Genomic DNA, 1160 nt, shown 5'->3' with positions numbered 1-1160 from the left:
CCCAAACCTCGCTTCCGGAACACCTGGGCAGGCGCTCCCCGACGACACCGGAACGCAGGCGCCTCAGCTGTAGAACTAGCGTGGCGCCTGCGTCTCGGGTTCAGTTCTCGAAATCAATCAGGCAAAAAATGTCCATTGGCACTATCTGTCAGGCCGTCCGGTCTTGTTACATGGCCGAGACCATGCCCACGTCCGTCGGACCGGCAGCGCCGGTGTGCTCGTCGCAAACCATCGCACCAATCTACCGGTGCGCTCGCCCGGCAACCAACCACGTCCATAGCCGCGCGGCATAGGCCCAGGTAGGCCGTCGCCACCCCGTTAGCTGACGCTTGTCTGCGTCCTCACATCGTCGCGAGAGGACCGCCCCGCCGCGAGGAATGAGGCGTGGCTCACACCGACCGGTCTGTCCCAGCGGGCTCGCGCACGCGGGCCGGGTCGTAGAGGTGGGACCCGGCGCAGTCGATCGAGGGGGTCAGGGCGCGGCCGACCAGGATCACGGCGGCTCGGCGCAGGTCGGCGGCTTCGACCTGGTCGGCGATATCGGTGAGGGTGCCGCGCAGGATCAGCTGTTCGGGCTGGCTGGCCCGGTAGACGACGGCGACCGGGCAGTCGGGGCCGTACTCGTCGATCAGTTCCGCCGCGAGGACCCGGAGCCGGGTGATGGCGAGGTGCAGGATCAGAGTGGCGCCGGTGGCGGCGAAGGCGGCCAGGGCCTCGCCCGCGGGCATCGCGGTCGAGCGAGCCCGGGTACGGGTGAGCACGACCGACTGGACGACCTCGGGGACGGTCAATTCGGCGCCCAGGGCAGCCGCTGCGGCCGCATAGGCGGGGACACCGGGGGTGATGTCCCACGGGACGCCGTTGGCGTCCAGGCGGCGAGTCTGCTCGGTCAGCGCCGAGTAGATCGAAGGGTCGCCCGAACAGAGCCGGGCGACGTCGTGGCCCGCCCGATGCGCGCGGACGAGGCGGTCGGTGATCTGGTCCAGGTCGAGATGCTGGGTGTCGATCAGTTCGGTGCCGGGCGCGCAGTGGGCCAGCACCTCGGGGTCGAGGTAGGTGCCCGCGTACAGGCAGACCGGGCTCTCGCGCAGCAGCGTCACCGCGCGCACCGTCAGCAGGTCGGCCGCGCCGGGGCCGGCCCCGATGAAATGCACCGTCAT

Annotated in this window: 1 protein-coding gene; it reads right to left on the bottom strand. The window is 70.1% G+C overall.

Features of this window, described 5'->3' with window-relative positions:
* Window positions 1-389 precede the first annotated feature (389 nt).
* Complete coding sequence (gene cobM, locus ACIO52_RS02050) at window positions 390-1160, bottom strand: precorrin-4 C(11)-methyltransferase (RefSeq protein WP_402640815.1); 771 nt, start codon at window positions 1158-1160, stop codon at window positions 390-392.

The sequence above is a fragment of the Nocardia sp. NPDC087230 genome, from assembly GCF_044744725.1.
Classification (GTDB): Bacteria; Actinomycetota; Actinomycetes; order Mycobacteriales; family Mycobacteriaceae; genus Nocardia; species Nocardia canadensis.
Note: the sequence above shows the minus strand (reverse complement) of the source record. Positions and strands in the feature narration are given on the sequence as shown.